The sequence below is a fragment of the Kribbella catacumbae DSM 19601 genome (genome assembly GCF_000372465.1).
GTDB classification, from domain to species: Bacteria; Actinomycetota; Actinomycetes; order Propionibacteriales; family Kribbellaceae; genus Kribbella; species Kribbella catacumbae.
On record NZ_AQUZ01000144.1, the window covers coordinates 1 to 1,316 of the forward strand.

Genomic DNA, 1,316 nt, shown 5'->3' on the forward strand with positions numbered 1-1,316 from the left:
GTTCGGGTTTGCGAGCGCGTGCTCGTAGGGTCTTGATGCCTGCCGTGATGTCCTTGGTGTTGTCCCTGGTCAGGGCCGTGTTGCGGAGGATGGCGAGATTGATCGGGCCGTTCCCGGTGCGAGCGGTGTGTCCGTCCTCGCCGAAGACCACGTCGCGTTGCCAGTGGATCACCTCGCAGCCCCAGTGCTCCCGCACGATGCGAGCGACCCGGTCGGCTTGGGCATGACGATGGGACAGGCTGGTCACGATGTAGACGTTCTCGTGCGTCCAGGCCGCAGCGGTGGTGACGGTCTTCTTCCGCTTCGTCGAGCGCCTGATCCTCGCGGCCTGGACCACGCCGGTCAGCCTGGTCTCGCACTGCTCGGGCAGTGTCACCAGCCGGATCGCCCGGGTCTCTTGACGACCGTGCCCTTTCTCGCGGGTGACCTGGGCATTCTCGACCTCGGCCCACGGCAGCTCATCCAGCGCCGCGTACGCCGCAGGGGCGTTGCCCTTGACAGTGAGCAGGTAGTGCCCGCCCAGCCCGATGATCTTCGCGGTCAACTCTCGCGTGGTGTGCTTGGCATCAGCCGTGATCACCACGCCGGCCAGGCTCCCGCCGCGGCGGGCCGCGATCCGGTCGACCATGTCCTTGACCGCGGCGTTCTCGTCCCCGCCAACGATCCGCGCCAGGCCATGAACCTGTCGAGTGCCGTGCTCGACGGCCTCCACGACCGCCTCCTGCCGCATCACACCGGCCTCGTCGAAGTTCCGTGCGCCCTTGAGCGTCTTCCCGTCCATCGCCACGACCAGATCAATTCCCAGATCAATTTCCAGGTCAACAAGCAGATCCGACGCCAGATCCGGCTCTGCGACAGCTTCCCGCTCGGGCACGGGAACAGCGTCGGTGACGGTAGCCCACACCGACAGCGCCTCGTCCAACTCGACCGGATCGACCCGGTTCAGTACCCGGCGAAAGGTCGCCGCCGACGGTGGCCGGCGACGCCCCAACCCGAACCCCGCCAACATCGCACGGTCCAGATCGGCCACCGTCTCCGCGATCACCGCGAACGTCGATGCGCCACAGCACACCGCGAAGACCGCCATCGCGAGTACGACCACGAGATTGAACCGCCGCCCACGCCGTTTCCGCTGGTCTGGAACCGATTCCAATGCCCGCATCAAACCCGAGACATCGCGTCGGGCCCGAGCCTCCATCTCCGACGGCTGGTCAAGCACACCCACGAGCAACGACAATGACGACACGACAGCGGCTCCTTGCGACGCGGCAACGGTGTAGGAACCTGCAGCATCCCAACGGAGCCGCTGTCTCCAC

Annotated in this window: 1 protein-coding gene; it reads right to left on the minus strand. The window is 66.5% G+C overall.

Annotated elements, in window-relative coordinates; all coding sequences use genetic code 11:
* On the minus strand, positions 1-1,246 hold a 1,246-nt coding region (locus tag A3ES_RS50835), incomplete at its 3' end, for an ISAs1 family transposase (protein WP_020393495.1).
* Positions 1,247-1,316: the final 70 nt, after the last annotated feature.